Origin of the sequence: Nocardia sp. NPDC003269 (genome assembly GCF_042888005.1) — a bacterium.
Lineage (GTDB): Bacteria > Actinomycetota > Actinomycetes > Mycobacteriales > Mycobacteriaceae > Nocardia.
Genome location: NZ_JBIAPA010000002.1, coordinates 1,248,724 through 1,273,966 on the forward strand (window position 1 = coordinate 1,248,724; position 25,243 = coordinate 1,273,966).

At 68.9% G+C, this 25,243-nt stretch carries 22 protein-coding genes; 14 read left to right on the forward strand and 8 right to left on the reverse strand.

From position 1 onward, the window contains the following. Window position 1: 1 nt before the first annotated feature. Window positions 2-916 (reverse strand): alpha/beta hydrolase, encoded by a 915-nt coding sequence (locus tag ACFYWJ_RS16145; protein WP_355277419.1) that lies wholly within the window; start codon window positions 914-916, stop codon window positions 2-4. Window positions 917-1,107: 191 nt separating this feature from the next. Between ACFYWJ_RS16145 and ACFYWJ_RS16150 the strand changes: the two genes are divergently transcribed. Genes ACFYWJ_RS16150 through ACFYWJ_RS16165 form a run of 4 tightly spaced genes read left to right on the forward strand, consistent with a single transcriptional unit; the run spans window position 1,108 to window position 4,963 of the window. After that, entirely contained in the window at window positions 1,108-2,901 is a 1,794-nt protein-coding gene (locus ACFYWJ_RS16150; RefSeq protein WP_355277417.1) for an amidohydrolase family protein, read from the forward strand. 20 nt (window positions 2,902-2,921) lie between these two features. Next, on the forward strand, window positions 2,922-3,884 hold the full coding sequence (locus tag ACFYWJ_RS16155; RefSeq protein WP_355277416.1) for a nitronate monooxygenase family protein: 963 nt from the start codon (window positions 2,922-2,924) through the stop codon (window positions 3,882-3,884). Between the two features lie 26 nt (window positions 3,885-3,910). Beyond that, window positions 3,911-4,771, forward strand: a complete 861-nt coding sequence (locus ACFYWJ_RS16160; protein ID WP_355277414.1) for an enoyl-CoA hydratase-related protein — start codon at window positions 3,911-3,913, stop codon at window positions 4,769-4,771. Window positions 4,772-4,822: 51 nt separating this feature from the next. Continuing rightward, window positions 4,823-4,963: a hypothetical protein gene (locus tag ACFYWJ_RS16165; RefSeq protein WP_355277412.1), complete on the forward strand. Its 141-nt coding sequence runs from the start codon at window positions 4,823-4,825 to the stop codon at window positions 4,961-4,963. Between the two features lie 602 nt (window positions 4,964-5,565). Here ACFYWJ_RS16165 and ACFYWJ_RS16170 read toward each other — a convergent pair. After that, entirely contained in the window at window positions 5,566-7,095 is a 1,530-nt protein-coding gene (locus ACFYWJ_RS16170) for a pentapeptide repeat-containing protein (RefSeq protein WP_355277411.1), read from the reverse strand. Between the two features lie 662 nt (window positions 7,096-7,757). On the opposite strand from ACFYWJ_RS16170, the gene ACFYWJ_RS16175 reads away from it, so the two are divergent. Then, a complete protein-coding gene (locus ACFYWJ_RS16175) occupies window positions 7,758-8,033 on the forward strand; it encodes an FCD domain-containing protein (RefSeq protein ID WP_355277409.1) in 276 nt (91 codons plus the stop codon). A 60-nt stretch (window positions 8,034-8,093) separates the two neighbouring features. On the opposite strand, the gene ACFYWJ_RS16180 is transcribed toward ACFYWJ_RS16175, so the two are convergent. Next, a complete protein-coding gene (locus ACFYWJ_RS16180) occupies window positions 8,094-8,471 on the reverse strand; it encodes a hypothetical protein (protein ID WP_355277407.1) in 378 nt (125 codons plus the stop codon). Further along, window positions 8,468-9,052, reverse strand: coding sequence for a TetR/AcrR family transcriptional regulator (locus ACFYWJ_RS16185; RefSeq protein ID WP_355277405.1), 585 nt, complete (start codon window positions 9,050-9,052; stop codon window positions 8,468-8,470). The genes ACFYWJ_RS16180 and ACFYWJ_RS16185 overlap by 4 nt, the downstream gene beginning before the upstream one ends. 227 nt (window positions 9,053-9,279) lie before the next feature. On the opposite strand from ACFYWJ_RS16185, the gene ACFYWJ_RS16190 reads away from it, so the two are divergent. The 4 genes from ACFYWJ_RS16190 (at window position 9,280) to ACFYWJ_RS16205 (ending at window position 14,973) form a co-directional block, all read left to right on the forward strand. Then, the gene (locus ACFYWJ_RS16190) at window positions 9,280-10,758 is read left to right on the forward strand and encodes a glyceraldehyde-3-phosphate dehydrogenase (RefSeq protein ID WP_355277402.1); all 1,479 of its coding nucleotides are present in this window, start codon (window positions 9,280-9,282) and stop codon (window positions 10,756-10,758) included. A 290-nt stretch (window positions 10,759-11,048) separates the two neighbouring features. Beyond that, on the forward strand, window positions 11,049-12,395 hold the full coding sequence (locus ACFYWJ_RS16195) for a hypothetical protein (RefSeq protein ID WP_355277399.1): 1,347 nt from the start codon (window positions 11,049-11,051) through the stop codon (window positions 12,393-12,395). A 128-nt stretch (window positions 12,396-12,523) separates the two neighbouring features. Next, window positions 12,524-13,762, forward strand: coding sequence for a MoxR family ATPase (locus ACFYWJ_RS16200; protein WP_355277396.1), 1,239 nt, complete (start codon window positions 12,524-12,526; stop codon window positions 13,760-13,762). Beyond that, entirely contained in the window at window positions 13,759-14,973 is a 1,215-nt protein-coding gene (locus ACFYWJ_RS16205; protein ID WP_355277393.1) for a VWA-like domain-containing protein, read from the forward strand. Before ACFYWJ_RS16200 ends, ACFYWJ_RS16205 begins: the two co-directional genes overlap by 4 nt. A gap of 31 nt (window positions 14,974-15,004) precedes the next feature. Here the strand turns inward: ACFYWJ_RS16205 and ACFYWJ_RS16210 are convergent, their stop codons facing one another. From ACFYWJ_RS16210 to ACFYWJ_RS16220, 3 genes are read right to left on the reverse strand one after another with little or no spacing between them, the layout of a single operon-like run. Then, window positions 15,005-16,783 (reverse strand): ABC transporter ATP-binding protein, encoded by a 1,779-nt coding sequence (locus ACFYWJ_RS16210; RefSeq protein WP_355277390.1) that lies wholly within the window; start codon window positions 16,781-16,783, stop codon window positions 15,005-15,007. After that, on the reverse strand, window positions 16,773-16,919 hold the full coding sequence (locus tag ACFYWJ_RS16215; protein ID WP_355277387.1) for a lasso peptide biosynthesis protein: 147 nt from the start codon (window positions 16,917-16,919) through the stop codon (window positions 16,773-16,775). The genes ACFYWJ_RS16210 and ACFYWJ_RS16215 overlap by 11 nt, the downstream gene beginning before the upstream one ends. Before the next feature lie 18 nt (window positions 16,920-16,937). Further along, window positions 16,938-17,354 (reverse strand): hypothetical protein, encoded by a 417-nt coding sequence (locus ACFYWJ_RS16220; RefSeq protein ID WP_355277384.1) that lies wholly within the window; start codon window positions 17,352-17,354, stop codon window positions 16,938-16,940. Window positions 17,355-17,688: 334 nt separating this feature from the next. On the opposite strand from ACFYWJ_RS16220, the gene ACFYWJ_RS16225 reads away from it, so the two are divergent. From ACFYWJ_RS16225 to ACFYWJ_RS16240, 4 genes are all read left to right on the forward strand, one after another. Then, the gene (locus tag ACFYWJ_RS16225; RefSeq protein WP_355277382.1) at window positions 17,689-19,881 is read left to right on the forward strand and encodes a SulP family inorganic anion transporter; all 2,193 of its coding nucleotides are present in this window, start codon (window positions 17,689-17,691) and stop codon (window positions 19,879-19,881) included. 246 nt (window positions 19,882-20,127) lie between these two features. Beyond that, window positions 20,128-22,362 (forward strand): bifunctional SulP family inorganic anion transporter/carbonic anhydrase, encoded by a 2,235-nt coding sequence (locus tag ACFYWJ_RS16230; RefSeq protein WP_355277379.1) that lies wholly within the window; start codon window positions 20,128-20,130, stop codon window positions 22,360-22,362. A 31-nt stretch (window positions 22,363-22,393) separates the two neighbouring features. Next, window positions 22,394-22,870, forward strand: coding sequence for a TIGR02611 family protein (locus ACFYWJ_RS16235; protein ID WP_355277376.1), 477 nt, complete (start codon window positions 22,394-22,396; stop codon window positions 22,868-22,870). Then, window positions 22,867-23,496: a (2Fe-2S)-binding protein gene (locus ACFYWJ_RS16240; protein ID WP_355277373.1), complete on the forward strand. Its 630-nt coding sequence runs from the start codon at window positions 22,867-22,869 to the stop codon at window positions 23,494-23,496. The genes ACFYWJ_RS16235 and ACFYWJ_RS16240 overlap by 4 nt, the downstream gene beginning before the upstream one ends. Window positions 23,497-23,510: 14 nt before the next feature. Here the strand turns inward: ACFYWJ_RS16240 and ACFYWJ_RS16245 are convergent, their stop codons facing one another. Then, window positions 23,511-24,329: an MBL fold metallo-hydrolase gene (locus tag ACFYWJ_RS16245; protein WP_355277370.1), complete on the reverse strand. Its 819-nt coding sequence runs from the start codon at window positions 24,327-24,329 to the stop codon at window positions 23,511-23,513. Between the two features lie 129 nt (window positions 24,330-24,458). Between ACFYWJ_RS16245 and ACFYWJ_RS16250 the strand changes: the two genes are divergently transcribed. After that, window positions 24,459-25,046 (forward strand): XRE family transcriptional regulator, encoded by a 588-nt coding sequence (locus ACFYWJ_RS16250; protein WP_355277367.1) that lies wholly within the window; start codon window positions 24,459-24,461, stop codon window positions 25,044-25,046. The last annotated feature ends 197 nt before the right edge of the window (window positions 25,047-25,243 follow it).

Here is a 25,243-nt window from a genome sequence, read left to right on the forward strand (position 1 = left end):
GTCAGGCTCCTCTGCCGACGTAGTCGATGATGTGCCGGGTGACGAGATCGGGTTGATCCAGATGCGCGAAATGGCCCGCGGCAGGGACGATGGTCCGACGGCTGCCCAGGGGAAGGTGTTCGAGTGCGTCGGCGCCGGTGTCGACCAGACCGCACGTGTCCTCGGCACCCTGGAGGTACAGCGTCGGTACCCGTGGCGCGGCGAACGCGGCCAGCTGCTCGTAGCGGTAGGCGGCTGCGCGCCGGTAGAGCGGATTCCAGACGGCCCGGTAGTAGCTGAATGCGGCACGCCGGCGCGCACGGCCCGCGAGTGCTGCTGAACCCAGTTCGCGGTAGCGGGTCGTCGTCGCGTTCGGCGCCCACGTCCGCCACAGCCGGTCGATCAACCATCCACCGATCACCTCGGAAAGCCAGGGCAGGGAGACCACTGTCATGTACCAGCTGCGCGGGGCCTGCCGGGTGAGCCGACGGAAGTTCCGGGGGAGCCGCGACGGGGCGAACAATGCCTTGACCGTGGCCAGCGGTGGGATCGCGACGAGCACGCTGCGGTCGAACAGCTCAGGGTGAGCCGCGGTCAGGGCGCTGACGATCGCACCGCCCCAGTCGTGCCCGACCACGATCGCCCGTTTGTCGGCTCCGATGGCGCGATGGATGACGACGATGTCGTTGACCAGTGAGCCGATCGAGTAGTCGTCGTCGGTGGCCAGGGAGCTGGGGGCGTAGCCGCGGGTGAAGGGAGCGACGACATACCGGCCCGTCGCGGCGAGCGCGGGCCCGACCACTTCCCAGGTCCAGGCGCTGTCGGGAAACCCGTGCACTAGCAGAGCCGCTGGGGCGCCGGGATCACCCCAGGTCAGCGCTTCCAGTTCGGCCGTGTTCGACCGGAACCGCCTCGGTACGGGAGTGGTGCTCGACATGTGCGCCCTTTCGGTCCCGTAGCCGGAACGGTGTTGCAATTTCACATTCACTAGTGCATGGTTTTACATGTTACGTGAAGTATCGTCAATTGCGGATGTAGCAAAGGCTCAGGTAGTTGCCAGTTGTCCTGCTACGTCAATGCTCGATCCTTGACCTGTACGACATGCAATGAAGCACGAAAGGGGCCGGTGTGGGTAGCTACGACCTGGTCATCCGCGACGGGATCTGGTTCGACGGTTCGGGAGCGCCGGCGCGCGTCGCCGATATCGGCATCAAGAACGGTGAGGTCGTGGAGGTCAGCTCCCGGCCGCTCGACGACACCTCTGCTGTGGAGGCGATCGACGCCGCCGGCAAGTGGGTGATGCCCGGCTTCGTCGACATCCACACCCACTACGACGTCGAGATGCTCGCCGCCCCCGCGCTGACCGAGTCACTCCGTCACGGCGTGACCACCACCATCATCGGAAACTGTTCGCTCACCACCATTCTCGCCTCGAATGTCGAGTGCGCGGACATCTTCAGCCGCGTCGAGGCAGTGCCGCGCGAGATCGTCATCGGCACCCTGGACGAGCACCGGACCTGGTCGACCCCGACCGAGTACGCGACCGCGATCGATGCCCTGAACCTCGGACCGAACGTCGCGACCTTTCTCGGCCAGTCCGACATGCGCATCCACGTGATGGGGATGGACCGGGCAGTCGACGACAAAGCGAAGCCCACCGCCGCCGAACTCGACCGGATGACCGCGATCCTGGGCGAAGCGCTCGACGCCGGATTCGTCGGTATGTCGGCCACCACCAACTGGATCGACAAACTCGACGGCGACCTGTACCGATCCCGCTCGCTGCCGACCACGTTCGTCAAGCGACGGGAGTTCCGCGCGCTCAACAAGGTCCTGCGCGAACGGGATCGCATCCTGCAGAGCACCCCGGAGATCTCGCTCACGCCCAATCTGCCCAAGTTCTTCCTCGCCGCGGGTGGCCGGTTCCGGCGCAAGCGGCTCAAGGTCTCGCTGCTGGCGGCGGCCGATTCCAAGGCCTACCCGCCCCTGGTGTATTTCATGATGTACGGCGCGCCGATCATCAACCGCCTGCTCAACGGCGAATTCCGCTGGCAGCACCTGCCGGTGCCGTTCACGGTGTACGCCGACGGTATCGACCTCGTCGTGTTCGAGGAGTTCGGTTCCGGCGCCGCCGCACTCGACATCAAAGACCACGTGGAGCGCAACGAACTGCTGCGCGGCGAGGAGTATCGGCGCTGGTTCCGCCGCGACTACGAGAACAAGCTCACCCCGAAGATCTGGCACCGCAACCTCTACGACGCCACCGTCGTCGACAGCCCCGACCCCGGCCACATCGGCAAGAGCTTCGGGCAACTCGCCGACGAGCGCGGTATCCATCCGGTCGACGCCTTCCTCGACCTCGTCGTCGAGCACGGCCGCAAGATCCGCTGGCGCACCACGATCGCCAACCACCGCCCCGCGTACGCCGACAAGCTCGCCGCCAACAAGCACGTGCACATGGGCTTCGGCGACGCCGGGGCGCACCTGCGCAACATGGCCTTCTACAACTATCACCTGCGGCTGCTCGAACGCGTCAAGTCGTCGCAGGGCAAGCCTCAGCCGTTCCTCACCCTCGAACACGCGGTGCATCGGCTCACCGGCGAGCTGGCCGACTGGTTCGACCTCGACGCAGGCCACCTGCGCGTCGGTGACCGCGCCGACATCGTCATCGTCGACCCGCAGGGGCTCGATGGTGAGGTGCACGAGCTCGCCGAGCAGGAAGTCCCCGAGTACAACGGCCTGCGCCGCATGGTCAACCGCAATGATCGCGCCGTAGCGGCGACCATCGTCAACGGCCGCATCGTCTACCGCGATGGAAAGTTCGCCGACGGTCTCGGAACCGACTGGGGGACAGGATGTTTCCTTCCCGCCGGGCGCAAGGTCCGCGGGCAGGCCCCTGCCGCTCCCACTACGTCGGCATAGTCGTGCCGGAAAGGAATATCGTGCTGGACCCCACGAAACTCGCGCGCTCGCTCACCCTGCCCGTGGTCGCGGCGCCCATGTTTCTCATCTCCAAACCGAAGCTGGTTGTCGCACAGTCGCGTTCCGGCGTCATCGGATCGTTCCCGACCCTGAACGCGCGCTCGGTGGAATCGCTACGGGACTGGCTGGCCGAGATCGGCGAGGCGGTCTCCGGCGCGCCCTACGCCGCGAACCTGATCGTGCACCGGTCGAACACCCGCTGGGAAGCCGATCTCGCGGCGGTGGTCGAACACCGCGTGCCGGTGGTCATCACCTCGCTCGGATTGCGGTCCGAGGTCGTCGGCGCGGTCCACTCCTATGGCGGCATCGTCCTGCACGATGTGATCAACAACCGGTTCGCCCGCAAGGCCGCCGAGGCCGGGTACGACGGCTTGATCGCGGTCGCCGCCGGCGCCGGCGGACACGCGGGAACCTTGTCGCCGTTCGCCCTGCTCTCCGAGATCCGGCAATGGTTCGACGGCCTGCTCCTGCTCTCCGGCGCGATCGCACACGGGCGCTCGGTCCTGGCCGCCCAGGCCGCGGGCGCCGACCTCGCCTATGTCGGCTCGGCGTTCATCGCCACCGAGGAGGCCGACGCCGCGGACGCCTACAAACAGCAGATCTCCTCGTCAGCGGCCGCCGATATCGTCTACACGAACCTGTTCACCGGCGTGCACGGAAACTATCTGCGCGGCAGCATCATCGCGGCCGGACTCGACCCGGACAATCTGCCGGTCTCGGACCCCTCGGCGATGAACTTCGGCTCCGGTGGCAACACCGATGCCAAGGCCTGGCGCGACATCTGGGGTTCGGGTCAGGGGATCGGGACGATCGACGAAGTCGTGCCCGTGGCGTCCTTGATCGAACGTTTGACGCGTGAGTACACCGAAGCGGGCCGACGCCTGACCGCGTTGGCGACGACCGACCTGCTGCCCGTTTCCTGAATCCACCGACCACCTCCGAGGACGATATGGCCTACGAAGAGATCCTGTACTCGGTGTGCGACCACATCGCCACCATCAGCCTGAACCGCCCCCAGCAACGCAACGGATACACGCTGACCATCGCCGCCGAACTCGGCGAGGCGTTCACGGTGGCAGACCGCGACCCGGACGTGTGCGCGATCATCCTGACCGGTGAGGGAACCGACTTCTGCGTCGGTATGGACCTGTCCGGTGGTGCACCGGGCGGCGACGTCGACGACGATTGGCTCGAACCCGCCGGGCAGTGCTCGCGCCGGATCTTCGAGTGCACCAAACCTGTCATCGCCGCGATCCGTGGTGCCGCCGTCGGCGCCGGGTCGACCATCATCCTGCCCGCGGACTATCGCATCGCCGCCACCGACAGCCGCTTCGGCTATGTCTTCACCCGGCGCGGATTCTTCCCCGAGGGCGCCTCGGCATGGCATCTGCCGCGCGTCGTGGGTATGGGGCGGGCGATGGACTGGATGCTGTCCGGGCGGGTGTTTCCCGCGGCCGAAGCGCTGGCCGGCGGGCTCGTCCACCAGGTTGTCGAGCCCGACGAGGTCCTGCCCGCCGCCCGGGCCTACGCACAGGATCTCATCGAGCACACCTCGCCGGTGTCGGTAGCGGTGACGAGGCAGATGCTGTTGCGGCTGAGCGCTTTCGACAGCCCGTACCCCGCACACGCACTGGATTCCAAGCTGATCGGGGGACTGGTCGACAGTGCGGACGCGGTCGAGGGCATCACCTCGTTCCTCCAACGGCGCCGCCCGGACTTCCCCGGGCGCGTCCCTGCTGACATACCGGACTTCGTCCCGTGGACCGGAATCGACGACGCGGCCACTGCGCCAGTGCGCGAATCCCGCTAGTCGAAGCCATCGAACGCCCTGGGCTTCACGGCGACCCTGGGACCCACCGGGTTGGCCCACCGACTGCTCGACTACACCGCACGCCGCCTCACCGACTACGACCGGGTCTACTGCCTCGGACTCCGCGTCGGTGCCACCGCCGCCTGGATCGCCTCCGCGGACGAGCACTTCGACACGGTCATCCCCGTCTAAAGATCTCGCATCCGCGACCCGGCCGGCCTCGAGCCGGTTCGGTCGTTTGTGCAATATACGTGCAATAGCGCAGCCCAATCCTGCCCATTGATGCCTACGCGTGCTCGGGCGGGGCGGTGCGCGATCGCCCTGGTCGGGCCAAGTTTTATCGAGGTAGGGGCCGGTTTCGGCGACTGAGTGTTGGCGGGTTCGAAACCAGCTGGGACCACACATAATGGCTGGTCAGACATGGTTTCCCGTGTCGGCCAGCCATTTTTCGTGCATAATGCGTGCAGAAATGCGGCCGACTTCGACGAACGTGAACGTAGTCGCCTATGTGGCGGACCTGCACGCGGTGCGATCGATATCGCGCGCGTCCGGCGCACCTCTAGCCTTCGACGTGCGGATTGCGAGTTGGCTCGCCGAGCGCCGCAGTCATGGCGACACCTGCCACGTGGGGCGGTTGCAGAATCCCGAGAGCTCGGCAGCGCCGACCGATCTACGGGCTGCGGCATAGCTCGTGACCCACGATATGGCAGATCAGTCCCTAGGCCGCGGCACGCAGGAGGCGCCAACGGCCAGCCCGCATACCCCTAGACCCAGCTCGGTGTGGTCGAGAGCGATCAATTCTCGACTGCTGTGCGGTCGCATACGCGTGGGGAGTTCATGGTGCTCGCGACGGGCGGCCAAATTCGTGGTTCGACATTGTTCGGCTTCCCGACGCCATCATCGCCCCAATCGAACACCGGCGGAGGCGGACCCCACTGCCGCGGCCGGGTGAAGGCTATTCGCCCCGAGCCGAAGTCGGCAGCTACGAAACTGGATATGCCCGCGAACGTCGCCTCTTCGAACGTGGCGTTGGTGGTGAACGTCGCATCGTGGAACGTGACGTTGCCGGTGAAGGTCGCCTCGTCGAACTTGGCGAAGCTGGTGAACGTCGCTTCGTCGAACGTCGCGTCGCCGGTGAACGTCGTCCTGTCGAACTTGGCGAAGCCGATGAACGTCGCCTCTTCGAACCTGGCGTCGCCGGTGAAGATCACCTTGGTGAACCAGCCATCGCTGAACGTCGCCCGGTCGAATGTGGCGTCACTGAACGTCGCCCCCTGAAACACGGACAGCCCGGTAAACGTCGACCCTTCGAAGGTGGCGTCGGCGGTGAACGTCGCCTTGTTGAACGTGGCGCTGCTGGTGAAGGCCACCTTGTCGAAGATCGCGTCACCGTTGAACGTCACCCCGTCGAAGGAGACGACGCGGGTGAACGTCGCCTTACTGAAGTTTGCGGCGCTGGTGAAGGTCGCCTCGTCGAAGGTGGTGAAGCCGGTGAACGTCGCGTCTTCGAAGATGGCGCTACGGGTGAATGTTGCGCCTTCGAACGTCGCGGCACCGGTGAACGTTGTCTCGGCGAACCTCGCGGCGCCGGAGAATGCCGCACGGCTCAAGTCGGCGTCTTCGAGGTGAGCGGTGCGGAAGTCGAAGTCGCTTGCCGACCAACTGTATTCGGCCTCCGGTCGCAGGCGATCGGCAATCACTCGCACGATGGTCTTCCGGACCTCGCTGTCATTCTGCCGATACTCGATGTGTTCCTCGGTTTCCCCACGAACTCGCCCGTGCTCGACGCGGGGCGCTTTGACCACGAACTTGGTCCGGCCACTGGCGCCGTGCTCGGCGTCATAGGGCAGACGCAGATAGCCACAGAGGACATCGATGCACTGTTGGCGGCGTAGGCCCTCGGATTCGTCGGCGGCGCCGGCCATCGCGTACACCCCGGCGATTCGGACGGCGACGTCGGTCGCCCCGAGCTGGGCCGCTGCGGCACCGAAGCGCTCCACGAACCGGCCTTGCTCGAGATCACGCTGGCGTCTGTAGGCGATCACCAGCGCGACCACACCACCCACACCCGCCACAACCGTCAACGCCATCCTGGTCACGTCGATCTCGGCCGCGGCCTTGGCCTTATCGACAGGCGTAATCCAGCGAAGGAGCCCGTAGGCAGCGAACGCCACGACCAGTCCGGCGACCAGCATGAGCCCAACTGCGGCGAACAATCGGATCCGACCTGTGCGGCGACTCAGTGCCGCCCGGTCCATTCGCGCACGCATCGCGGTCGACTTCATTCGCGCTCGTGCGCCAGCGGCGCTCACCCACTTGAGCATCGCTTGATTGTGCTGGAAACCGTGCCCTACTTCGACAAACGCCACGGGAGTGTTGCGGTGTCGTCGAGGCGTGGTTCGGTCACGCGGGGCTGCCCGAATAGGACCGGAGCCGGTGAGGGCTCGGTCGAGGCGCGGGTGGCTGGGGGAGTCCAGATGTCGCTTTCGCCATTTTCGTGCAGAATGCGTGCCGCTCGGGGACCGCTCAGAGGCCCAGGTAGTCCGAGAGCTCGTGGTAGTCGCTCATCCACAAGCCCGCGGTGCCCTTCGGGTATTGCGAGCGGAAGCCGATCAGACTCTGCACCCGCGGCGACAGCGTGCGCGCCACGAGGGTGCACGAGCGCCGCGCGCCGATTCGTGGCCGCTTTCAACGCTACGCACACCGATGCCATCGCCACGACGCTGGCCGACACAGCCGCGCTGTTGTTGCCGCGACTGCCGTGTGAACGGAACTGGACAATTCCGTAGTCGTCGGCGGTGGCCACGGTCGCGGACAGCTCGCCGGTGGCGGCGCGCGGCCTCCGTCGGGAGCCGGTCCAGATAGCAGTCGACGAGCGCGCGGAGGACGCGCTGCTGCTCCTCCGTCAGGAAGCGGTCGATGTGGATGCCGCGCGGCATCGCACGGCGGCGGACGCCGCCGACCTGCGACGGATCATCGCGCGGATGTGGCTGCACGCGACCGACCGCGCGAGTTCATGCGGGACAACTGGGATCTGCACCGACGGATCGCCGATATCGCCAGGAACCCCTTCGCCCAGAGCGTGTACCTGAGCGCGATGGCGCACGTGCAGGGCCTGCCGAGTCAGCCAGATCAGGCCACCGCCGACGACGACCAGGGTTACCTCGTCGAGCGGGTCGCCATCCACGCCGACCTGGTCGAGGCCATCATCGCCAACGATCCGCACCGGACCGCCCGCGCCGTCGATGCCATCGCGCGGTGACGGTCGAACACGGACCCGGCTGATCCCGTCGCCGACGCCCGAGGCCCTGCTCGTCGAGGTCTACGATGCGCCGAGCGCGGCCAGTATCGCGATGGGCGCCAACAGGATCCACTGCGGCAACCGCAGCAAGGGGGCGCGGTCCGGCATGCGTAGCGCGATCACGAAGAACACAAGCGAGTATCCCGCGAACCGCGCCGCAGTCAGGGCCGCGACCAGTTCGGTCCCGGCGGGGTGCCACCACGCCAAGGAGAGCAGGGTCGCCGTGGTCGCCAGCAGGTCGACGCTGACCATGTGCCACACCGCGTGCAGCGTCCGCTTCGTGACATCGGCCAGCGAGCAGGCCAGCAGCGGTCGCACCGGATCGAAATGCCCGCCGACGAGATGGATCGCCGACACGACCGTCGTGAGCAGGCCGGCGGTGAGCAGGTACCCGTTCATCGCGGCCCGATTCCGGCTGTGACGATTCTGCCGAGCCGGGCGGCGAGGTCGGGTGTCGGTGGTTCGCCGAGGACGCCGAGGTGGAAGAAGATCGTGCCCGCGATCGCGTCGAGGACGAGTTCGATCGCGACGTCCTCGCCCACCTCGCCACGCGCCCGCGCGCGTTCGAAGATCTCGCCCATCCGCGTCCTCGCGGGAGCCAGGAACGTATCACGCAGTACGGTGCGCAGTCTCGGGTCGGCGGCGAAGTCGGCGAGCAGGCCGGGGAACGCGGCGGCTGCGGCGGGTGCGCTGAGCTCGTCGATCAAGGCGTCGATCAGGTCGGTGACGTCGGCCTGCGTTGTGCCCTTGTCGGGTACCGGTCCCAGGTCGACGCGGGTGAACACCGCCTCGTAGACGACTTCGGGCTTCCCTGTCCAGCGTCGGTAGATCGCGTCCTTACCGACACCGGCGCGCGCGGCGATACCGGTGATCGAGGTTGCCGAGTAGCCGATCTCGACGACGAGCTCTTCGGCGGCGTGGAGGATGGCCGCGTGCGTGCGGTGATCGCGGGGGCGCCCGACCGGAGCGGGTGAACTCATGCGACTAACAATACGGGTCTACCCGTATTGTTAGTCAAGGGTCGAGTGGCTGAATGCCCGCTGCCGACGCCGGGGCCGGTCTCGACGACTTCGCCACGCCCTGGCATCGTGATGCCGTCGTGGCCGGCGGAGTGGCGGAAACCTCACTGATGGGGAGCCGGTCGCAGTGAAAACGCGGTGCTCCTTAGCATCGATGGTGACTGTCAACGAGAACCTGAGGACGTGTGGTGACCACCGAACAACTTGACCGCTGGAACGCTCAGGAAGCCGCCGCCGAGGCGATGATCCCGATCATCGGCACGCTGTACCGCGGCACGGGCGTGACGATCCTGCTGCACAGCCGGTCGCTGGTGAACAAGTCGGTGATCAGCATCCTGCGGACGCACCGGTTCGCGCGGCAGATCGCCGGCGAGGAACTGTCCGTCGACGAGACCCTGCCCTTCCTGCAGGCGCTCAGCGAGCTGGACCTGGGGCCGTGCAAGATCGACCTCGGTCAGCTGGTGATGGCCTACCGCGCCGACGACCGCGGACTGTCCATCGCGGAGTTCACCGCGACCGTGCTGGCCGAGGTGATCGACGGCAACAAGGCCGAGCCGCAGGGCCCGCGCGATGTCGTGCTCTACGGCTTCGGCCGCATCGGTCGGCTGGTTACCCGGCTGCTCATCGAGAAGGCGGGCTCCGGCAACGGGCTGACCCTGCGTGCCGTCGTGGTGCGCAAGGGCGGCGACGACGATCTGGCCAAGCGTGCCTCGCTGCTGCGCCGGGACTCGGTGCACGGCCACTTCAACGGCACCATCAAGGTCGACACCGACAACGACACGATCACCGCCAACGGCAATGTCATCAAGTTCATCTACAGCGATGATCCGACCACGATCGACTACACCGCGTACGGCATCGACAACGCCATCCTGATCGACAACACCGGCCGGTGGCGCGATCGCGACGGTCTGTCCCAGCACCTGCGTCCCGGTATCGCCAAGGTCGTGCTGACCGCGCCGGGCAAGGGCGATGTGCCCAACATCGTGCACGGCGTGAACCACCGCAGCCTGGACCTGTCCCAGCAGATCTTCTCCTGCGCCTCCTGCACGACCAACGCGATCGTGCCGCCGCTCAAGGCGATGGACGACGAATTCGGCATCCTGCGTGGACATGTCGAGACGGTGCACTCGTTCACCAACGATCAGAACCTGCTCGACAACTACCACAAGGCCGACCGTCGCGGCCGGTCCGCGCCGTTCAACCTGGTGCTCACCGAGACCGGCGCCGCGTCCGCCGTCGCGAAGGCGATGCCGGACTTCAAGGCCAAGATCACCGGTAACTCGATCCGGGTGCCCACGCCGGACGTCTCGGTGGCGATCCTGAACCTGCAGCTCGCGCAGGAGACGACCAAGGAGGACGTGCTCGCGTACCTGCGTCAGGTCTCGCTGGCGGGTCCGCTGAGCCGCAACCTGGACTACACCGCCGCCAACGACGTGGTCTCGAGCGACTTCATCGGCTCGCGCGCGGCGTCGATCATCGACGCCAACGCCACGATCGTCGAGGGCGACACCGCGATCCTCTACGTCTGGTACGACAACGAGTTCGGTTACTCGTGCCAGGTCGTGCGCACCGTGCAGTACATCTCGGGCATCGAGTACCCGACCTACCCGCAGATCGGCGCGCCGACCGCCGAGCCCGCGCTGGCGGCCGCCGACGGGCGGTAATTCGCACCGCGACCTGCGGATCAGGCGGGCGCGCGACCTCCGGTCGGCGCCCGCCTGCCCGGCCCTCGCGTTGTCGAGCCGGGCGGCGATGTGCATACTGGGCACATGACATCCAGTCGAAAGGGCGTTCGGCGCCCGGGCCGTTGAGCCCCCTGCCGGTCATCGCACCGGCTTCCCTCCCGCTCGATCGAGCGGAAATCCCGCAGTATCCGCGCGCGTCCGGCCCACCCGGTGACGCTGCCCGCCTCGCCTGCTGGCTGCGGGTCCGTGAATTCGCGGTACCACCCACCATGATCGATCGCGCCACCGCACGGCGGCGCGTCGGCGACTGGGTCGGAGCCTGCGCCGCGGCCCACGTCGACATCGACATCGATCTCCGCGCGCTCGCCCGGACCCACGGCGGGGAACTCGCCGCGCGGGTGCGCGCCGATCTGCGTCACCTGGCACCGGACCTGCTGCGCTGGCACCTGCCCAGGGTCGCACCCGACGGACTGCTCCGGCCGGGCCTGACGATCACCCTGGCGCGCTATCCGAGCACCGAAACCTCCGGTGGCAGTGACGGATTCGTGCACCTGGTGGTGCGGACCGCACCGGCGTGGGCCGAGGCCGGGCAGCGGATCACGCTCGCGCTCTGGGACGGTTCCGGAACGAGCCCGCACCCGCACGCCCGGCCGCACCGGCGCTTCCGGCTCGATCTGCACCGGCACCTGTGGGACGCGCGCAGGACCGGCGAACTGCCGGGCCGATCCGGCGCTGGCTCCGGCCCGGCAGCACGCTGGATGCCCACCGGGACAACGGAATCCACCGCTGACAACGGGCCGTGGACAGCCCTGGAGTCGGAGGGATGCGCGGTCGGTCGATGGGCCGCCGAGGCCGCGATCCTGCTGCGCGCCGAGCGGTCACCCGCCGGTCTGGTTCTCGTGCGCTACGGCGCCCGTCAGCGGATGGTCCTCGATCTGAGTGAGGAGCCCGCGGCATCGGGCGTGCTCGACGCCGAACCGTTGCCGCGGATCGCGCGGAACCACACGCGCGGAGCGGAATCCGCGCTTCCGGTGCTGCCCGATGCCGCGACCTGGATCCTCCCCGATCTGCTGTTGCTGCGTGCCGGCGCGATCACCGCGGATCGGCTCCATCCTCTGGTCACCGCGGCCCTCGACCCGGACGGCAGATCGGTCGGCCCGGACCGCGATCCCGACGCCGGTGGCCCGCGGATCGTCGAATGCCGGGGCGCGCGGCACCGGATCGGCTTCGTGAACGGTACGCTCGCCGCGCTTGATCACGACCCGGCCGAAATCCGGCGGGAGGAACTGCTGGTCGCGCTGACCGGCACCGCGCTGCCGTGCCTGCGGGCCATCGACGCGGCGCATCGGCGGCCCGACCGCCTCGCCGGTATCCGGGAGCGGCTGGACCACGGCGACACCGACGGCGCGCTGGCCGTGGTCGAGGGCCTGCTCGGCGCGGGCGCGCAGCTGCGCGACGGACCGCTGCGCGACGAACTGGAATCCGCCGTGCGGCGGCGGATCACCTACGGCCTGTTCCGGGCTGGGCTGTCCGCGCCCGGCCACGGTCTCGACCGGTCCGCCCCGCGTCCCCGCAGTGCGCGGGCGGCGCATCCGCGTCACACCCGAACCTCCTGACCCGCACGCGGCAGGCCCGCGCCGCGCTCACCCATCGTCTGGACGACCGCCGTCCGACAACGACGTGGGCGCCACCGCCGGACCTGCGCGCGACTCCCCATTCCTCTTCGACCCCGAGGTGATTCCCCATGACTGTGCGTACCCTTTTCCCGCCGCGTCCGACGACCGGCACCCAGCTCCGCGTCGCCGACGAACTGCTCGCCCTGCTCGGCGCGACGACGACCGAACCACGCCCCGATACCCGGCTGGAAGCCCTGACCCTCGCCGTCGCCGCCGATCTGCCGGTGCTGCTGTGGGGCGAGCCGGGGATCGGCAAGACCGCCGCGCTGACCCAGCTCGCCGACTCGCTCGACCTGCCGTTGACCACCGTGATCGCGAGTGTGCACGAGCCGTCGGACTTCTCGGGCCTGCCCATCCTCGGCGACGATCCGGCGGTCCAGGGCGTGCCGATGGCGCCGCCGGACTGGGCGGTGCAGTTGGTCAGGGCCGGGCGCGGTCTGCTGTTCCTCGACGAACTGTCGACCGCACCGCCCGCGGTGCAAGCCGCCCTGCTGCGGCTGGTGCTCGAGCGGCGGATCGGCTCGTTGCAGTTGCCGCCCGGTGTCCGCATCGTCGCCGCGGCCAACCCGCGCTCCTCGGCCGCCGACGGCTGGGAACTGAGCCCGCCGCTGGCCAACCGCTTCGTGCACCTGCAGTGGACGCACGACCACGAGGTCGTCGTGCGTGGCCTCGGCGGGACCTGGCCGCGGGCGACGCTGCCCCGGCTGAATCCCGAAAAACTGCCGGAGGCAGTGGCTTTCGCGCGGCGCGCAGTGTGCGAGCTGCTCGCGGGCCGCCCGAAACTGGTGCACCAGCTGCCGACCACCGAGACCCGGCGCGGCGGTGCGTGGCCGTCGCCGCGCAGCTGGGAGATGACCGTCCGGCTGATCGCCTTCGCCACCGCGGCGGGCACCGACCGCGATGTGCTGTCGACCCTGGTGCGCGGCGCCGTCGGTGACGGCCCCGGCTTCGAGCTGCTGACCAGCATCGACCGGATGGACCTGCCCGATCCCGAAGTGCTGCTGGCCGATCCGGCGGCCGCCGCGCTGCCCGCCCGGGGCGATCTGCGCCAAGCCGTGCTCGACGCCGTCGTGGCCGCCGTGCGCAGGCGCCCGGAGAAGGCGCGCTGGGAGGCGGCGTGGGCGCTGCTGGCCGGAGCCGTGGCGACCGGGGCGCCGGATCTGGTGGTGGTCCCCGCGACCACGCTGGCCACCCTGCGCCGCGACGACTGGGAGATCCCGGCCGCGATCGAGCACCTCGCCGGCTCCGTCTCGGTGTCGCGTCAGGCCGAGCAGGCCACGGCCCGCGTCACCGGGGCACGCCGATGACGACTGTGCTGGATCACGAGAAGCTGTATGCCGCACGGCTGTTCGCGGTGTCGGCGCGGCCCTACCTGGCCACCGCCCTGTACGCGCTGCACATCGTCGAGTCCCGGCAGGTGCCGACGATGGGGGTGGACAAGTATTGGCGCTGCTATGTCTCACCCGCGTTCGTGGCCGGTACTCCGGTGGAAGAACTCGCCTCGATCCTGGTGCACGAGGTGTCGCACCTGCTGCGCGATCATCACGCGCGCAGCGATCGCTACGCTCGCGCGCACGAGCTGACCGGTGCGGCGGAGCGCCTGCGGATGAACATCGCCGCCGACGCCGAGATCAACGACGACGCGTTCGGTGACGGTCTCGTCACGCCGGCGGGGGCGGTCCTGCCCGCTGACCTCGGTCTGCCCGCGGGCGAGCTCATGGAGGACTACCTCGGTCAGTTCCGGCTGGGACGGCTGACCGAGCACCTCGCCTGGCTCGACTGCGGCAGCGGCGCCGACGGACTCGACCGGGTCTGGGAACTCGGTCCCGACGGTGCCGACGGCCTCAGCGAGCAGGAACGCGACGCGGTCCGCTTCCGGGTGGCGCAGGGCATCGTCGGCAGGCCGGGCGACGCGCCCCAGGGATGGCAGCGGTGGGCCGAGGCGGCTCTGCATCCGCCGCAGCCGTGGCGGGACCTGCTCGGCGCCGCACTCCGCTCGGCGGCGTCGGCCCCGGGCGTCGGCGCGGACTACACCTACGGCCGCCCCGCACGGCGCTCGGCCGCGCTGCCCGGGGTGGTGCTGCCCAGCCTGCGCCGCATCCCCCCTCGGGTCGCGGTCGTCATCGATACCTCGGGGTCGGTCAGCGATGTCGAATTGGGCAGCGCGCTACTGGAAGTCGCCGCCATCACCCGCGCGGTCGGCGGCCGCCGCGACCTGGTCACCGTCCTGTCGTGCGACGCCGCGGTTTGGATCGCCGACCCGCTGTGCCGGGCCGAGGGCATGACGTTGATGGGTGGTGGCGGCACCGATCTGCGCACCGGATTCACCGCGGCCCTGCGCACCCACCCGGACGTGGTGGTGGCCCTGACCGACGGCCAGACCCCGTGGCCGGCCACCCGTCCGCCGTGCCGGACGATCGTCGGGCTGTTCCGCCGGCCGGGCGCGTGGAGCGAGTCCGACCCGGACTACGTTCCGGATCTGCCTCCCGCCTGGGCGCGGGTGGTCGACATCGGCTGAGACCGACGTCGCCCACCCGGGCCCGGGCAGGTCAGACCTTCGCGCCGACGAGTTGCCGGTAGTCACCGTTGCGGGCAACCAAGTCGTCGTGCGGGCCGGTGTCGACGATCCGTCCCTCCTTGAGGAACACGACGGTGTCCGCTTCACGAATCGTGGGCAGGCGATGCGCGATGACCAACAGCGCGCACTCCTTCCGCACGGACTGGATCGTCACGTTCAACGCCTGCTCGGTCTCGGCATCCAGCATCGCGGTCGGCTCGTCCAGCATCATCAGCACGGGCCGCCGAATCAATGCCCGTGCCAATGCCACTCGCTGCCGTTCGCCGCCGGAGAGGAGAACACCGTGCTCACCCACCGGGGTGTCGAGGCCACGGGGTAGCCCCGCGACGAGATCGGCCAGGCCGGCCAGCTCGATCGCGCGCCGCAGATCATCGTCGGTGAGACCTGGCTGTCGATAGGTCACATTGTCGCGGAGGCTACCGAACAACAGCGGCGCGTTCTGTTCCAGCAGACTGATTTCCGAGCGCCAAGCTCGACGCGGCTGATCGACATACGACCGACCGGCCAGCAGGATGTCACCGCCGTTCGGGTTGTAGAACCTGCTCACCAACGAGAAGACCGTGGACTTTCCCGCGCCCGAATGCCCGACCAGCGCGACATGGCCGCCCGGTGGTACCGCGAAGGACACTCCGTCGAGGATGGTCCGCTCATCGTAGGAGAAGCGCACATCCCGGAACTCGAGCGCGTGATCGCTGTCGTCGGCGCGCTCCGCACACGTTGTGCTCGCCGGTTCGGCGTCGTTCCGCCGGACGTCGTCGACCTCCTCGGAAGGCAGGTCGAGGGTGGATTGGATCCGGCTGAGCGCGCCCAGCGCCTGTTGCAGCCCGACCGATCCGTTGAAGAGGTCGCTGACCGGGATCAGCAGATTCATGGCGAGAAGCATCATCGATACCAGACCACTCAACTCCATCTGGTGATGTGCCACCCGGACACCACCGACGAGGAGTGAGACGACGAACGACCCGGTCACCGCCAGATGCATGGCCGGATTTCCCAGCGCCTTCAGCCTGGCGGCACGCATGCCGGCGGCGAACGCGACCTCGGCCAGCTCGGTCAGATGTTCGTGCTCACGGTCCTCGGCATTGTTCACCTTGACGGTGCGCACCCCGGTGAGTGCTCGTTCGATGTCCGCGGACAGCGCGCCGACGCTCGCTTGCAACTGCGTCGAAGCTTTCTCGATTCTCGTCATGACCAGCAACATCGCGCCCGCGGCGACCGAAACGGTGGCGATGACGATCGAGAACAGCAGCCAGTCGATGTAGATCATCACCGCGATCGTGCCGACCAGGGTGATCGCGCCTGTCAGGAGCTGCACGAGGCTGGAACCGATGGCGTTGCGAACCACCGTCGAATCGAGCGTCACGCGGGAAATCAGGTCCCCGACCCGCAGCGACTCGAGGGTGGGAATTCTCAATCTCAGCAGATGCCCGGCCAGCCGACTGCGCACCGTCAAGAGCATCGACTCGCTGGATCGCTCCAGGATGTAGTGCCCGCCGGTGTCTGTCACCGCGAAGAGGAAATAGGCCCCGACCAGCGCCGCGAGTGACCATCCGATCGCCTCACCCGCGACCGCGTCACGAACGACCTGCCCGGCCAGGAGCGGTTGCACCAGTGATAGCCCGGTGCCCACCAGGAGAAGGGCGGTCGCGCCCGCCAACGAGCCCCGATGTGGTGCGACCAGTGTCAGCAGCGCACCGACTCTGCGGAGCCACGAGCTACTCGGTGGCGGATTATCGTTGTCAACCGACATCGTCACTCACGTCCCCCTGTCGGCCGACGACGATCAGCCGACGGTAGGTGTCCATCCCGCCCGGCTCACCGACCAGCTCGCCGTCTGCTTCGACCCATGCGTGTGCGGCAAAGGGTAGTTCCTGTGCCGAGGGCATGACGTCGATAGAGGAAGCCTAGGCGGCGACGCGGCGCCGGGCCGAAAGTCGCTGCGCCACCAGCATGTACAGGCCGGAGAACAGCAGTCCGGCGAGGGGGATCAGGGGGAGGTAGGACACCCAGACGATCGGCTCCGGCAGGGAGAGGGCGATGACGGTCGCGACGACGGTGACCACGAAGACCGCGGCCGACCAGCGATGCAGGCGACGGGCATTGGCGCGCCCGCCGGTCGCCGCTGCCTGCCGTGCCCTGGCGCGGTAGTACCGGACGAACAGGATGCTGCCGGAGAGGAAGAGTCCGGCGAGGGGGAGCAGCGGGAGATAGGAGACCCACTCCGGTCCGCTCAGCGCCAGCACGACCATCGTGAGGACCACGATCGTGGTGAAAGCGATGGCGAGCCACCGGTGGGATCGGCGTACCCAGGTGCTGGTCATCGGGAACCCTTTCGTTGTCTGGTCTGCGGAAACGATGTTTCCACCGACCCCGGGCACGGCGCTTCTCGATTCCTGATCGTTCCGGCCGGCAGGGGGAGCGGGCCCGGACGTATTGCATGTGGTGCACGTCACAGTTGAGTCGCGATTCGTCCCATTCGCCTCGAGAACTTTCCATACGCTTGGGTAGTTCTTTACTATTGGCCGGACCCTGTGTCTCGGGTCGAGTCTCTCTTCGAGCAGTGCCGTTCCGCCGCCGTTCGCTCGCAGCTCAGCATCAATTGCCAGTGCATGTTCGACCGATGAACCGGGAGCCGAGCGGCCCCGGCGAAGGAGAATGATGACCGACAATGATCCGGGCCATTCGCTGAAAGCTGTTCTTCAGCAAGATCTTCCAGCATCACTCGTGGTGTTTCTCGTCGCCTTGCCGCTCTCCCTCGGGGTGGCGCTCGCCTCCGGCGCCCCCGTCGTCGCCGGACTCATCGCCGCCGCGATCGGCGGCGTGGTCGCCGGGTTACTCGGCGGCTCGTCGGTCCAGGTGAGCGGGCCGACCGCCAGTCTCGCCGTCGTCGTCGCCGGTGCCGTCCAGCAATTCGGTTGGGCCGCCATGTGTTTCATCACCGTGGGGGCCGGTCTTCTGCAGATCCTGTTCGGGCTCAGCCGGATCGCGCGCGCCGCGCTCGGCATCGCCCCGGTCGTGGTGCACGCCATGCTCGCCGGGATCGGCGTGATCATCGCCCTGCAGCAGGTACACGTGCTGCTCGGCGGGACCACCGTCAGCTCGCCGTGGGCGAGCATCGTGGCACTGCCCAACCAGGTGATGTCGGTGCACAAGGGCGACCTGTTCGTCGGGCTGCTCGTGATCGCCATCCTGATCGGCTGGCAGTACCTGCCGCGCCGCGTCCGGGTGGTGCCCGGCCCGCTGGTCGCGGTGGTGGTGGCCACCGTCGTCTCGCTGGTCCTGCCGCTGACGGTGGACCGGGTGCGCCTGGACGGCTCGCTGATCGACGGCATCGGGTTGCCCGCGCTGCCGCACGGTGGCTGGGTCCCGATCGCGCTCACCATGCTCACCGTCGCGCTCATCGCCAGCGTGGAGACCCTGCTCTCGGCCGTCGCCGTCGACAAGATGCGGCCCCAGCAGCGCACCGACTTCGATCGCGAACTGCTCGGTCAGGGTGCCGCCAACATGGCCTCCGGCGCGCTCGGCGGCCTGCCGATCGCCGCCGTCATCGTCCGCAGCATCACCAATGCCAACGCGGGCGCCCGCAGCCGGGCCGCCACCGTGCTGCACGGCTGCTGGATCCTGGTCTTCGCGATCGCGCTGGTCGGCCTGGTCCGGCAGATCCCGACCGCCGCGCTGGCCGGGCTGCTGGTGCTGATCGGCGTGCAACTGGTGAAGCTGGCACACATCAAGCGCGCCCGCCGCACCGGTGACATCTACGTCTACCTGGTCACGGTGGTGGCCGTCGTCTCGCTGAATCTGTTGCAGGGCATGGTGATCGGCCTGATCGCCTCGTTCGCGCTGCTGCTGTGGCGGGTCGTGAAGTTCACCATCGCCGCGGCGCCGCGCACCGACGGCACCTGGCTGGTGCGCATCGACGGCACCTGCACCTTCCTGGCCGTGCCCCGGCTCACCAGTGAACTGGCGAAAGTGCCCGCCGGCGTGGACGTGACGGTGGAGCTGAGCGTCGACTTCCTCGACCACGCCGCCTGCGAGCTGCTCTCCGAGTGGGCCGACGCGCGCGAATCCGGCGGCGGCACGGTCGATTTCGTCGAACTCGGCACCGCGCGGATGGCGCGCGCGCACGACGGGCCGCCCGAGCACGGCCACGCCCGCAAGGCGGTCGACGAGGCGATCCGGCCGTGGCGCCGCAGCGGTGGCGTCGACCCGATCGCGGCCGGCATCGCGGCCTACCACCGCGGGCACGCGCACCTGCTGCGCCCGCACCTGGCGGGCTTGCGGCACCGTCCCGACGCCGACACCTTCTTCCTCACCTGCGCCGATGCCCGCATCGTGCCCAATGTCATCACCAGCAGCGGGCCCGGTGACCTGTTCACCGTCCGCAACGTGGGCAATCTGGTGCCGGTCGGCGGCAGCGACGTCTCGGTGGAAGCGGCGCTGATCTACGCGCTCGACAAGCTCGACGTGCGTGCGGTCGTGGTGTGCGGGCACAGCGGGTGCGGGGCCATGGAAGCGCTGTACGCGCAGGTCCAGGCGGGTCCCGGTCTCGACGACTGGCTGGCGCACGCCGCGCCCACGTTGACGGCGTTCCACGCGGGGCATCCGGTGGCCGAGGCGGCCCGGCGGGCGGGCTTCGGCCCGGTCGACCAGCTGGGCATGGTGAACGTCGCCCGGCAGGTCCAGACCCTGATGGACTATCCGGCGGTGCGCGACGGGATCGCGGAGCGCGGGGTCGTGGTGTCGGGTCTGTTCTTCGATCTGGCGACCGCGCGGGTCATCGAGGTGACCGCCGACGGGATCGCCGAATTCGACGACAGTCACCGCCGTGTCGCCGCCGAACCGGTGTGAGCGCCCGGGTCCGGTGTGGGTCACACCACACCGGGCCTGCGGTTATGGCGACACCCACTCTTCGTGCGGCACACTGGTTTTGCCAAGTCTTTACCAATACGGTGGTTGGCACCTCACCCCGGTTCGCCGACGTACCGGGGTTCTCGTCGCTTCATCACGGGAAGCTGTTCCGCGGTCGACCGACCGCGCACGACACGTAGATCGTCCATCGACCACGGCCGCGCGCCGCGTCGCCGAAGGAGAACCATGTCTGTCGCGAACGACCTAGCTCCACCCGCCGCATCGGCGGCGCCCACGCCCGAACCCGCGCCGCCGTCCTGGCGGCAGACCCTGCTGCGGCACGATCTGCCCGCCTCGATCGTGGTCTTCCTCGTCGCCCTGCCGCTGTCGCTCGGCATCGCCGTCGCCTCCGGCGCCCCGGTCGCCGCCGGTCTCGTCGCCGCGGTCATCGGTGGCATCGTCGCCGGTGTGCTCGGCGGTTCGGTGCTGCAGGTCAGTGGCCCCGCCGCGGGCCTCACCGTCGTCGTCGCCGAATCCATCGCCCAATTCGGCTGGCGAACTACCTGTTTCATCGTCGTTGCCGCGGGCGTGTTACAGATCCTGTTCGGGCTCAGCCGGATCGCCCGTGCCGCGCTCGCCGTCGCGCCGGTGGTGGTGCACGCGATGCTCGCCGGGATCGGCATCACCATCGCGTTGCAGCAGGTCCATGTGCTGCTCGGTGGTTCCTCGCACAGCACCGCCTGGCGCAATCTGATCGAGCTGCCCGGCCAGCTGCTGTCGCTGCACGGCGGTGACGCGTTCGTCGGCGCCGTCGTGATCGTGGTGATGCTGGGCTGGAAGTACCTGCCGCCGAAGATTCGCGCGGTGCCCGGTCCGCTGGTCGCGGTCGTCGCGGGCACCCTGCTGTCGATGGTGCTGCCCGCCGAGGTGGAGCGGATCGTGTTGAGCGGCTCGCTCTTCGACGCGTTGCAGTTGCCGGAGCTGCCGTCCGGGAACTGGTCGGCGATCGCCATGATGGTGCTCACCATCGCCCTCATCGCGAGCGTCGAGAGCCTGCTCTCCGCCGTGGCGGTGGACAAGATGCACACCGGTCCGCGGACCAATTTCGACCGCGAGCTCGTCGGCCAGGGTTCGGCGAACGTGCTGTCGGGCCTGGTCGGCGGTCTGCCGATCACCGGCGTCATCGTGCGCAGCGCCACCAATGTGCAGGCCGGCGCGCGCAGCCGCGCCTCGACGATCCTGCACGGCTGCTGGATCCTGCTGTTCTCGGTCGCCCTGGTCGGCCTGGTCGAGCAGATCCCGAAGGCCGCGCTGGCCGGGCTGCTCATCGTCATCGGCATCCAGCTGGTGAAGCTGGCCCACATCCGGCTGGCCCGGCGCACCGGCGACCTGCTGGTGTACCTGGTCACCGTGCTCGGCGTGGTGTTCCTGAACCTGCTCGAGGGCGTGATCATCGGTCTCGCACTGGCTTTCGGGCTGCTGCTGTGGCGCGTGGTGCGCGTACAGGTGGCGGCGACGCCGCTGCCCGTGGGCGAGCGCTGGCTGGTCCGCATCGATGGGTCGTGCACCTTCCTGGCCCTGCCGAAACTGTCCGCCGAACTCGGCAAGGTGCCCCCTGGCGCCGACGTCACCGTGGAGATGACGGTCGACTTCCTCGACCATGCCGCCTTCGAGGCCATCGAGAGCTGGCAGCACCAGCAGGAAAGCGGCGGCGGCAGTGTCGATTTCGTGGAGATCGGCAGCGCCAGGATGGCCGACACCGTCGGCGCCCCGCCCGCCCGCGGCTTCGGCCGCGCGACCTGGGACGAGCTGCTCGGACCGTGGCGGCACCAGAAGTCCGGCAGCGACGCGCTGACCGCGGGCGTCTCGGCGTTCCACCGCAGTCACGCCCACGTGGTGCGCCCGCACCTGGATGAGCTGCGCGACCGGCAGGACCCGGACTCCTTCTTCCTCACCTGCTCGGACTCGCGGATCGTGCCCAATGTGATCACCTCGAGCGGGCCCGGTGACCTGTTCACCGTCCGCAATGTCGGCAATCTCGTGCCGACCACCGGGGACGACTCGGTCGAGGCGGCGCTGGTGTTCGCGCTCGAGGAGCTCGCCGTGCGCTCGGTCGTGGTGTGCGGGCACTCCGCCTGCGGCGCCATGAAGGCGGTCTACCGGGGCGCCGAGGCCGACGGCGGGCTGAGCTCGTGGCTGCGGCACGCCGAGGCGAGCCTGGACCGGTTCCGGGCCGATCATCCGGTCGCGGTGGCGGCGCGGGCCGCGGGCTTCGACGAGGTCGACCAGCTCGGGATGGTCAATGTCGCCGTGCAGCTCGAGACGCTGCACCGGCATCCGGCCGTGCGCCGCGCGGTCGCCGAACGCGGGCTGGCGGTGTCGGGACTGTTCTTCGACATCGCGGGCGCGCGGGTGATCGAGGTCACCGCCGAGGGCGTGCGCACCATCGACGATCGGGACGAGGCCCCGGTCACGGGGTGATTCCGGCATCGGCGGCTCGTAGGCTGGAACGATGACGAGCAAGCCGACCGCCCCGACCACCGACGCCCCGGCGGATTCCACCGCCGGGGCGTCGGCGGACGAGCGGGTCTCCACACACCGCTGGCGCGCCTTCCGGGCGAGCATCGAGCACCGCCCTACCCTGAATCTCGGCTACCGCATCGCCGTCGGCGTGGTCGGTGGGCTGGTGCTGTTGATCGGGATCGTCACGATCCCGTACCCGGGACCCGGCTGGGCGCTGGTGTTCGCGGGCTTCGGCATCCTGGCCACCGAGTTCGTCTGGGCCCACCACACCCTGACCTGGGTGCGCGGCAAGTACCGGATCGTCATGGATTGGTACACCTCACGCGGGTGGACGATCAAGATCCTCGGCGCGGTGGCCACCTTCGCCCTCGTCGTCGCGACGCTGTGGGTGCTCGGCACATTTTCGATGGTCTCAGGGTGGATCGGAGTCGATTGGCCATGGTTGCGCAGTCCCCTGATGTCGTGAGCACCGTCCCCGGACGCCTGCTCACCGATCCCGCGTGGGTCGCGGACCGGATCGGCGAGATGAGCCGTGCGTGGGGCACCGAGACCCCGCGCGTCGGCGGCACGCTGTGGTGGTGCATGGTCGCCTCCGCGCTCGTCGACCAGATCACCACCGCCTACGCCGCGGGCGTCCCCGCCCCGATCGCTGCGCTGGACGAGCTCGACTGCGAGATCCGCCCCGACGGCGGCGTCGAGCACGTGCGCTTCCGGTCGAGGGTCGCGCTCGCCTCGCCCGCCGACCGCGACGCCGCCACCGAGGCGGTCGGCACCGCCCTGCGGGAGACCCTGACCGCGGTGATCCTGCAGGTCGCCGCCGTTTCCGGTGCGGGTGTGCCCGCGCTGTGGGCCGTGGTCACCGACGCGATCGGCAACCGCGCGCTCGACGCCGGCGCGCCCGAAGCCGCCACCCGGCTGGCCGGCGAGGTCGGCGCGCGCCTGCTCGCCCCGCGCTTCGTCACCGTCGGCGAGCGCACCTTCGTCAAACGCCTGTCCTGCTGCCTCGTCTACGAGGTACCGGGCTGCCAGATGTGCACCAGCTGCCCGAAACGCCCCGCGTCCGAACGCGAGGCCCTGCTGGCCGAGGCGTGATCTGAGGACCTCGATCAGCCGATCGGTGGCGCGAGATACTCCAGCGCGTAACCGGCGCCGGAGGGGGTTACGCGGGCGATGCCGGGGGAGTCGAGGTGGGCGCCCGCGACGAAGTGATCCGGTCGAATCAGCTGTTCGAGCAGGGCCGCGCGTGCGACGCGGGCCTGGGCCTGGTCGCCGTCGAACTCCCAGGACAAGTTCGGCTGATCGAATTGGAGCGTGGGAACGTGCACGGTGTCGCCCCAGACGAGAAGGCGGCCTGCGCCGCTCCTGACGTCGTAGACGGTGTGGCCGGGGGTGTGGCCCGGTGTCGGGATCGCGGTGACCCAGTCGTTGATCGCGACCTGCTCGGTCACGGGGACGACCCGGTCGCGGAGCGGCGCGAGCCGCCCCGTGAACACCGCGGTGTCACCCGCGCCGATCCACACCCGTTCCAGTTCGGGGAACGCCTCCGCGCCGTCCGGCGTGATCAGGCCGCTCACGTGGTCTTCGTGGTTGTGGGTGATGGCGGCGTCGGTGATCCGCGCGCGGTCGATACCCGCCTCGTCGAGTGCGTCGTAGATCAAGCCCATGGTGGGGTCGTGCCAGACGTCGGACGCGCCGGTGTCGATGAGCACCGACCGGGTGCCGTCGGTGACGAAGAAGGCGTTGACCGACAGCCGCAGATTGTCGCCGGCCAGCGGCACGGCGGTCGGCAGGACGGGGAGCGGGCGCCCTTCCTCGTCGCGGAGCCGGGTCGGTGGCATGTCGATGTACCCGTCGCGCAACGAGATCACGTGTAGGTCACCGAATTCGAACGTGGCATGGTGCCGGCCGGTCGAGATCAAACGCATGGAAGCCTCCGTCGTGGGCGCCGCTGCGCCTCTACTTTGGGAGACTAGTTCTCCTATAGGAGAATGTCTACACTGTGGGCGGCGGATACCCAGCAACCGAGGAGCGCGGTGGTCGAGCAAGGCGGAGACGTGGCCGAACCACCCCGGGGTGACGACCTGGCCGGTGCGTTCGGTGCCAATGTCCGGCGACGCCGTGAGGACGCGGGTCTGACGCTGGAGCAGCTGTCCACGCAGTCCTCGGTCAGCCGGGCGATGCTGTCCAAGGTCGAACGCGGCGAGAAGAGTCCGACGATCGGCGTCGCCTCCCGGATCGCCCACGCGCTCGACGCGTCGCTGTCGGACCTGATCGGCGGGGGAGCCGCTACGACATCCGGTGTGGCCGTTGTGCTGCGCAAGAGCGATCGCCCCGTTTTCCGTGACCCCGACACCGGCTTCGAGCGGCACATGGTGTCGGCGGCCCCTGGCGTGGGCGGCGGCGAAATGGTCGCCCACTACCTGCCCGCACAGGTCTCCACCGGGCTGCTGCCCGCGTATCCGCCGGGGAGCGAGAAGCAACTCGTGGTGCTCGACGGCACCCTCACCGTCGCGATCGGCGGCATCATCGAGACGCTGAACGCGGGCGACTCGATCTTCTTCCAGGCCGACGCGGACCACGGTTTCGCCAACCGGACGGACGCTCCCTGCGAATACCTCATGGTCATCTCGCGCAGAACCTGAACGGCGGCGGGACCGGATTTCGCTCTCGCGACCGAGTGCCGCGCGCGGCGGCGACTCGATGCGAACCGCCGGCCGCCCGCGATCCGCGACACGAACACGACTCTGGCCAGAATCGCGGGGAGGCGGAACAGCTAGCATGGTCGCGTTCGCAGGATCGAGCCTGCGCCGTGCGGGACAGCCCCGCCGGACGTGACGTC

Coding starts and splice junctions, on each gene's coding strand:
- ACFYWJ_RS16205 (WP_355277393.1), top strand. CDS start 13,759: ATGACGACTGTGCTGGATCACGAGAAGCTGTATGCCGCACGGCTGTTC.
- ACFYWJ_RS16145 (WP_355277419.1), bottom strand. CDS start 916: ATGTCGAGCACCACTCCCGTACCGAGGCGGTTCCGGTCGAACACGGCC.
- ACFYWJ_RS16245 (WP_355277370.1), bottom strand. CDS start 24,329: ATGCGTTTGATCTCGACCGGCCGGCACCATGCCACGTTCGAATTCGGT.
- ACFYWJ_RS16160 (WP_355277414.1), top strand. CDS start 3,911: ATGGCCTACGAAGAGATCCTGTACTCGGTGTGCGACCACATCGCCACC.
- ACFYWJ_RS16170 (WP_355277411.1), bottom strand. CDS start 7,095: ATGCTCAAGTGGGTGAGCGCCGCTGGCGCACGAGCGCGAATGAAGTCG.
- ACFYWJ_RS16235 (WP_355277376.1), top strand. CDS start 22,394: ATGACGAGCAAGCCGACCGCCCCGACCACCGACGCCCCGGCGGATTCC.
- ACFYWJ_RS16210 (WP_355277390.1), bottom strand. CDS start 16,783: ATGTCGGTTGACAACGATAATCCGCCACCGAGTAGCTCGTGGCTCCGC.
- ACFYWJ_RS16185 (WP_355277405.1), bottom strand. CDS start 9,052: ATGAGTTCACCCGCTCCGGTCGGGCGCCCCCGCGATCACCGCACGCAC.
- ACFYWJ_RS16225 (WP_355277382.1), top strand. CDS start 17,689: ATGATGACCGACAATGATCCGGGCCATTCGCTGAAAGCTGTTCTTCAG.
- ACFYWJ_RS16220 (WP_355277384.1), bottom strand. CDS start 17,354: ATGACCAGCACCTGGGTACGCCGATCCCACCGGTGGCTCGCCATCGCT.
- ACFYWJ_RS16200 (WP_355277396.1), top strand. CDS start 12,524: ATGACTGTGCGTACCCTTTTCCCGCCGCGTCCGACGACCGGCACCCAG.
- ACFYWJ_RS16195 (WP_355277399.1), top strand. CDS start 11,049: ATGATCGATCGCGCCACCGCACGGCGGCGCGTCGGCGACTGGGTCGGA.
- ACFYWJ_RS16180 (WP_355277407.1), bottom strand. CDS start 8,471: ATGAACGGGTACCTGCTCACCGCCGGCCTGCTCACGACGGTCGTGTCG.
- ACFYWJ_RS16215 (WP_355277387.1), bottom strand. CDS start 16,919: ATGCCCTCGGCACAGGAACTACCCTTTGCCGCACACGCATGGGTCGAA.
- ACFYWJ_RS16230 (WP_355277379.1), top strand. CDS start 20,128: ATGTCTGTCGCGAACGACCTAGCTCCACCCGCCGCATCGGCGGCGCCC.